The sequence below is a fragment of the Limisphaera ngatamarikiensis genome (genome assembly GCF_011044775.1).
Lineage (GTDB): Bacteria > Verrucomicrobiota > Verrucomicrobiia > Limisphaerales > Limisphaeraceae > Limisphaera > Limisphaera ngatamarikiensis.
Genome location: NZ_JAAKYA010000053.1, coordinates 354,401 through 362,347 on the forward strand (window position 1 = coordinate 354,401; position 7,947 = coordinate 362,347).

Consider the following 7,947-nt stretch of genomic DNA (forward strand, 5'->3'; position numbering starts at 1 on the left):
CTGTTGGTGGTGCTCCAGCTGACCGGTGCGGGACCACTGACCATTTCCCACCAGACGGTCAGTTGCCCCGGATCGGCCGGCAACCCGTCGTCGCTGGCCTGGCCCGCCAGCAGAGCAGGGGCAGGCAGCCGGATCGTCTGGTCCGGACCGGCATTCACCATCGGGGGCTGGTTGATCGGCAGGGGCGCTTCGACCTGGACCTGGACCTCGTCACTGGCGCTCAGGGCACCATCACTGGCCACCAGGCGGAACAGGTACAGTCCGGGTTGTGTGAAGTTGACCTGCACCGTGAGGTTGTTGGTGGTGCTCCAAGTGACCGGCGCGGGACCACTGACCAACTCCCACCAGACGGTCAGTTGCCCCGGATCAGCCGGCAAGCCGTCGTCGCTGGCCTGGCCCGCCAGCAGGGCAGGGGCAGGCAGCCGGATTGTCTGATCCGGACCGGCATTCACCACCGGGGGTGCGTTCGTGGGATCGGGTTGGGGAAGAGGCACTGTATAGCTGACCTCGTTGGAAGGATCGCTTTCAAGCCCGTCGGCAGTGTAGGCGGTCGCCACGAAGTAGTAGGTGACGCCCGGTTGAAGACCGTCAATGATCGCATTCGTGACGTTGCCAACGTCCACGCGAACCGGATGGATCCCGCTGCTGGTGCCGTAATGGATGGCGTAGCCGGTGACCCAGGCGTCCGGACTCGGATCCCAGGCCAACGCCACTTCGCCGGCTCGCGACGGGTACCCCACGACCCACAGCCCCACCAACAGGGTGGACAGGCTCAGGAAGCGGTGCACTTGATACGACATGGTTGGCACGTCCTCATGCGTGTCTCCTGTCCAGGGAGCACTGCCGGTGCCAAGATGCACACCAGCCGCGGTACACCGCCCTCACGACCGGCCGAATCGAGGTTCAACCGGCAAGGTCCCAGTGCCCGCACCCCCCAAAAACCCCTGAAGAACGGCTCGTTCCGCAAAAAACCACCACCTCTACCCAGGCCGGAAACTAAGACGATCACCCCCTTGGCCGTGCTCCCAAACCGCCTTCAGGTCGTCTGTACTGCCCAAAAACAGTGCACGGACCGTCCAGCTTTGGGAAGCCCAATCGCGTCGATTGTCGCGATTTGATGTCCGCTTATGAGACAACGGACAGACATGAGACATGGGAATGTCAGGCGAACACTCATCCAGACAGAATCGGGTCTTCTGGCGAGGGCGCGCATGGGACCGAAACAGGGCCGGCAGCCAAAACACGTCCGCTCGGGCAACGCTCATGGTGACCGCATACCCCGCACACCCGGTGCCACTTTGCCGCACCGGCGCGCGCTCCCGTCGGAAACGTCGGAAGCCGCGCGGCCTGCATTCTCTTCCCCAACCCGCTGAACCCCGTTTTGCCCCGGGCGCCCAGGGGGCACCCGCGCTTCAGGCGCGTCAAAGCCCGACGTAGCTGAGAGCTGCGTTTGAAGTCGTAACACACTTGGGGATTGCCCGGAGTGGAAACCAACTCGCCCCGGGATGAGCCCAGCGCTCGGAAACCTGCCCTTCGGCAGAACCGGACCGTTGGGCCAAGATTGCCATGTTCTATCGGCCCTCGATCCGATCCGTGTCCCTCGCCTCACGGTTTCGAAAATGTCCCCTCGCCAGCACCACTGATCGGAAGGCGGAGGAAGGTTTCGGGGTTTGGATCTGCGCTCCCGCCTGAGCCCTTTGGCGTACCGTGCCACCGTCCGACATCCACGGCGGCCTCGGCTCCTCGAGGGCCAGCCCCTGGTCAACTGCTTCTCCACGATCCTGCAGCTCCAGCCTTTCCCGGGCCGCGCCCCCCACTTCACCCAAACCCGTTGCCCCCGCAAACGGGCTTCGCCCGGGGCGGCCGCCCTGCCCGTTTGACGCAGTCAGACGGCACCTTGTAAACTCGCACGCTCAAATGACGCCAACAGGGTACCAGCCACCGGAACTGTTTCGTGATCTGGGTGAGGCCGCCTCTGCGGATACCGAGGAAGTGCTGCGCCGGCTGCGCGTGGGACCGGAAGGCTTGACCTGGACCGAGGCACGCCGACGCCTCGAGGTTTTCGGTCCCAACGAACTGGCTGCGCAGAAACCCCCGGGCTGGCCCGTGCTCCTCTGGAACGCCACCCGCCACCCGTTCAACGCGATCCTGGCCGCCCTGGCGCTCGTCTCCTGGGTGACCGGCGACCTCAAAGCCGTTGTCGTCATGGTTTCCATGATCGTCCTGAGCGTGGGATTGCGATTCTGGCAGGAGGCAAGGTCTCAGATGCAGGCGGCCTCGCTCCGCAACATGGTCCACAACGAAGCCACCGTCCTGCGCGCCGAAAACAAGGGCGTGGACCGCAAACCCAACGCCTTAAACCGGATCGCCTCGGACATCCCCACCCGCGAACTGGTCCCGGGTGACATCGTCCTCTTGTCCGCCGGCGACATGGTGCCCGCAGACTTGCGGCTGCTGGAATCCAGGGACCTGTTCGTCACCCAGTCCGCACTCACCGGCGAAGCCATGCCGGTCGAAAAATACGAACCGGACCGGCAGCCGGCCGGCCCCCCAAAACCTTCCGACCGCCTGCCCGTTGAGGTGCTCGACTCGCCCCACCTCTTGTTCATGGGCAGCAGCATCGTCAGCGGTACGGGCAAGGCCGTTGTCCTGGCCACCGGCAACCGCACCTTCTTTGGGCAGATGGCGGAAAAACTCACCGGCAAACGACCCGAAACGGCCTTCGACCGCGGCGTCCGGCACGTGAGCTGGCTGTTGATCCGGTTCATGTTGGTGATGGCCCCTACCGTCTTTTTCATCAACGGCATCCTCAAACACGATTGGTTGGACGCCTTCCTCTTCGGCGTGGCCATCGCTGTGGGACTCACACCCGAAATGCTGCCCATGATCGTCAACGCCAACCTCGCCCGCGGCGCCATCGCCATGGCCCGCCAAAAAACCATCGTCAAACACCTCCACGCCATCCAGAACTTCGGGGCCATGAACATCCTTTGCACGGACAAAACCGGCACGCTCACCCGGGACAAGGTGGTCCTGATCCGGCACGTGGACCTCAACGGCCGTGACAGCCGGCGCGTCCTCGAACACGCCTACCTGAACAGCCTCTTCCAAACCGGCCTGAAGAACCTGCTCGACCGCGCCGTCATCGAGCGCGCCGAAAGCCTGGGCCTCCGCGACGCCGCCAAGACATGGTGGAAACTGGACGAAATCCCGTTCGACTTTGTCCGACGACGCATGTCGGTGCTCCTCAGCCGGTCTCGTCGCGAACACGTCCTCTTTTGCAAGGGCGCCGTCGAGGAAATGCTCGACATCTGCCGCCACGTCGAGCACAACGGCCGCATCGTCCCCTTGTCCGACACCCTGCGCGAACAACTCAAAGAGTTGCGGGACCACCTGAACGAGGACGGCCTCCGCGTCATCGCCGTCGGCTACAAACAGCTCCCCGCACACACGACCCGCGTCACCGCCGCCGATGAATCCGACCTCGTCTTCTCGGGCTTCGTCGCGTTCCTCGATCCCCCCAAGGAAACCACCGCCGAAGCCCTCCGCCTCCTGCGGGAACACGGCGTGACCGTGAAAATCCTCACCGGCGACAACGCCGTCGTGGCCCGGAAAATCTGCCGGGACGTCGGGCTGACCGTCGAAAACATCATCACCGGCGCCGAAATTGAGACGCTCGACGACAACGCCCTGGCCCAACTGGCCGAACACACCACCATCTTCGCCAAACTCTCGCCCATGCAAAAGGCGCGCGTCATCCGGGCCCTCAAGTCCCGGGGACACATCGTGGGATTCATGGGCGACGGCATCAACGATGCCATGGCCCTGCGGGAGGCAGACGTGGGAATCTCCGTGGACTCCGCGGTGGACGTGGCCAGGGAAGCCGCCGACATCATCCTTCTCGAAAAAAGCCTCCTGGTGCTCGAGCGGGGGATCGTGGAGGGCCGGCGCACCTTCGGCAACGTCATCAAGTACATCAAAATGACCGCCAGCTCCAATTTCGGCAACGTGTTCAGCGTGCTGGCGGCCAGTGCGTTCCTCCCGTTTCTGCCCATGCTGCCAGTACAGTTGCTCGTCCAAAACCTGCTCTACGATATCTCGCAAATCGCCATCCCCTGGGATCACATGGACGAGGACTGGCTGAAAATCCCGCGCCCGTGGAACGCCGGCAACATCGCCACCTTCATGCTCTGCATCGGCCCCATCAGCTCCATCTTTGACATCCTCACCTTCTGGGTGATGTGGCATGTTTTCGGCGCCACTTCGATCGCCACCCAGTCCCTGTTCCAATCGGGCTGGTTCGTCGAGGGCCTGCTGACCCAAACGCTGATCGTCCACATGATCCGCACCGAGAAAATCCCGTTCCTGCAGAGCACGGCAGCGCCGGCGGTGCTTGCCACCACGGCCCTCGTGATGGCCGTGGGGGTTGTGTTACCGTTCACCCCCATTGCCTCCGCCTTCCGCTTCCAACCTTTACCTGCAAGCTATTTTCTGTACCTGGTCGCGGCCCTGCTGGGTTACTGCGTCCTCACCCAGCTGGCCAAGGGCCTTTATATCCGCAGGTTCCACCAGTGGCTGTGAGGCCTGATAACGCATCAGTTGCCGCAAAGGGGACGGATCGGCCCGCCAGTCCGCAGTATTGCATCACAGGTCCACAGTTGGGGCCTCCAATCACTGCGCACTCGGAGGTTCGAGGATGAAAAGCCACCCGCCTGTCGTGCACGTGACATGCGGCGAAGGGACTGCCCTGCTCCGGCCCTGACACGCGTATTTTCGCGGTTGAAGCCGGCTGGCATGTCGCGGTGACACGGGGCTTTGCCAACCCCGGCCCCGCGAGCGTCTGGACTGTGCCGGTGAGCGCACGACCATCAGACACAGGGACTCGCCGAGGCCAGGACAGACGTGTCAGACCGACCGCAACCGCTTGAAAGCCGGATCTCAAAGATTCCCACGAGTGAGCCGAGCAGAGTCGTCCATGGCCATGGCAGTAAGAGCACAAGGCATACAGTCAACGCAATGAGAGCAGCGCACAACCCCAACAACGCTTGCAGGACCATACAAACGAAAAGTAGGACCACGAGACCGGCGGCGCAAACAGACCGGGCGAATCCATCGCCGCCCAAGGATCCGCATTCACTCGGAACGCCGGGGCTGTAGGAAACCAGTCAACGGCATTGGAAGTGCCGGACAGCGCAGCGATCTCACACGGTTGCCATTCCAGTGGCGCCGCAGTCGCAATAGGGAGTCCCGAGTGCGCATGCTCATGGAATGGACACGGTGGTGGCCACTGCGGAGAGCCAAAGGTACGAGCGCAGTGTCTGTCCATCGCTTTCAGCGACCTTTGTGTTGTACATCCCCGCCCGATCGGCCAGTGCAGTGATCCCGGGTCCCATGAGGCCCGGGGACTGACCGGCAAACCATTGGTCGGCCCGAGTTGCCAACGGTGGTCGGCCCGCCGGGCGGCCATGCCGAGCGTATGGGATCGGAAGGCGCAACAGGGAGGTCCGGAGAGGCACCTGGGGAAGCGTCCTAACTGCTGTACGAGGGCCGTGATGGGCGGCTAACGACCCGCGGCGCTATTGGCATGGGGGAGAGTCAGAAAAGTCGACAGATAACCAGTGAACCACCTGGTGTGTGCAGTGCTTCAGCGACGGGCCGAGCAAGAAACTGTTGAACGGCAGCTGGAATGGCGTCGCGCTCGTGTGAGCGCGGAGATTTCCTGCGATGGGTGGCTGACCCGGTGGGTGAGGTCCGCTTCAATGGGGCCGCGCTCGTGTGAGCACGGAGATTCATTTTTGGCAAGCTCTTTTGCGATTGCAGGGATGCTGCTTCAATGGGGCCGCGCTCGTGTGAGCGCGGAGACACCGCCGCCACTCCCCACATCGGCCGCCCTTACCGGTTGCTTCAATGGGGGCGCGCTCGTGTGAGCGCGGAGACCCTTCACCCCCTGGTCGATCAGGTCGGCCACGATGGCGGCTTCAATGGGGCCGCGCTCGTGTGAGCGCGGAGATAAGTGGCAGAACACCCGGCCGGAGCCGTGCGCCGTGGCGCTTCAATGGGGCCGCGCTCGTGTGAGCGCGGAGATGCACCCCGCCCCCGATCCCAAGCGCAATCCCGATCCACAGGCTTCAATGGGGCCGCGCTCGTGTGAGCGCGGAGACACAGACGCCGAAACAGTCTACACCGTTCCCCCGTAGCTTCAATGGGGCCGCGCTCGTGTGAGCGCGGAGACCGATGGCTTCTACTACACCCACTTCATTCCCGCAGTGCTTCAATGGGGCCGCGCTCGTGTGAGCGCGGAGACAGGTCATCTGGCGGCATGACCGGCACGTCTGCGGTCGGCTTCAATGGGGCCGCGCTCGTGTGAGCGCGGAGACGGAACAAGACCATTATTTGGCGCAAGAGTTTAGACGGGCTTCAATGGGGCCGCGCTCGTGTGAGCGCGGAGACGATTGGCAAGATTTAAGCTATAGCTTAAACAATGCCGCTTCAATGGGGCCGCGCTCGTGTGAGCGCGGAGACTAGCTAAAATCTTGCCAAGCTCGGAGAGAAAAGTTGTCAGCTTCAATGGGGCCGCGCTCGTGTGAGCGCGGAGACTTGTCGTCAGCGTGCGGGTTGCAGAGCGGGCATGGAACGCTTCAATGGGGCCGCGCTCGTGTGAGCGCGGAGACGATCACGACGTCTGAGGCCTTGGGCCCGCGCCAGAGCTGCTTCAATGGGGCCGCGCTCGTGTGAGCGCGGAGATAGCTATAGCTTAAAGTTTGCCAAGCTTGGGAGAAAATGCTTCAATGGGGCCGCGCTCGTGTGAGCGCGGAGATGCTGCCGTCGATCGTGCAGTTCGGTGGCCAGACGGCTGTGCTTCAATGGGGCCGCGCTCGTGTGAGCGCGGAGATTGGTTTGCCTTCATGGGGCGCCTGGCCCAAACCGATGCTTCAATGGGGCCGCGCTCGTGTGAGCGCGGAGATCAGCCCAAAGCATCATGGACGAACTCGCCAAAGGCCGCTTCAATGGGGCCGCGCTCGTGTGAGCGCGGAGATCCTGCTGGTCGCCCGCGTCAAGGTGATGAACACCGGGCTTCAATGGGGCCGCGCTCGTGTGAGCGCGGAGACTACATGCGCGTCGGGAAGGTCGGGTTGATCGTGGACTGGCTTCAATGGGGCCGCGCTCGTGTGAGCGCGGAGACCTATAGCTAGACCCATGCCAAATCTTGGCATTGTGAAGCTTCAATGGGGCCGCGCTCGTGTGAGCGCGGAGACCCAGAATGGAAGCCGTTGCCTTCCGTGGCATTCGAGCGTGCTTCAATGGGGCCGCGCTCGTGTGAGCGCGGAGACCGGTCCGGGGGCACGGGGGCAGAGCCCCCGCAACCCGCTTCAATGGGGCCGCGCTCGTGTGAGCGCGGAGATCGAAGTCCTCGAGCCGCCGCATCAATTCGTCGAAAGGCTTCAATGGGGCCGCGCTCGTGTGAGCGCGGAGATCTCACCCCATGCGCAATGATCAGCGGTCGAAACGAAGCGCTTCAATGGGGCCGCGCTCGTGTGAGCGCGGAGATCGAAGTCCTCGAGCCGCCGCATCAATTCGTCGAAAGGCTTCAATGGGGCCGCGCTCGTGTGAGCGCGGAGACGAGACGCATGGCATTCGATCTGGCAGCGCTGCAGGTGCTTCAATGGGGCCGCGCTCGTGTGAGCGCGGAGATTCAATTGCCGGCCCCGCCCAATCCCCCCGATCCAGATGCTTCAATGGGGCCGCGCTCGTGTGAGCGCGGAGATGGAATGCCTGACGCAAATGATTCCATTCACGCTTCAGGCTTCAATGGGGCCGCGCTCGTGTGAGCGCGGAGATGTGGCGGCTACGGACGGCCGATGCACCACGCAAGCGGCTTCAATGGGGCCGCGCTCGTGTGAGCGCGGAGATTGGCCACGGCCTTGGCCATGGCCTTGGTGAGCCTAG

The 7,947-nt window shown here is 63.4% G+C and carries 2 protein-coding genes and 1 CRISPR repeat array; of the genes, one reads left to right on the forward strand and one right to left on the reverse strand.

Annotated features, from left to right (window positions below; translation table 11 throughout):
- Positions 1 to 800 (reverse strand): PKD domain-containing protein (locus G4L39_RS09260; RefSeq protein ID WP_205880904.1); only part of this gene is annotated, 800 nt, incomplete at its 3' end.
- 1,117 nt (positions 801 to 1,917) lie between these two features.
- Between G4L39_RS09260 and mgtA the strand changes: the two genes are divergently transcribed.
- A complete protein-coding gene (gene mgtA / locus G4L39_RS09265) occupies positions 1,918 to 4,581 on the forward strand; it encodes a magnesium-translocating P-type ATPase (RefSeq protein WP_165107678.1) in 2,664 nt (887 codons plus the stop codon).
- A 1,099-nt stretch (positions 4,582 to 5,680) separates the two neighbouring features.
- Positions 5,681 to 7,910: direct repeats of the CRISPR family, unit length 35 nt; unit sequence GCTTCAATGGGGCCGCGCTCGTGTGAGCGCGGAGA.
- The last annotated feature ends 37 nt before the right edge of the window (positions 7,911 to 7,947 follow it).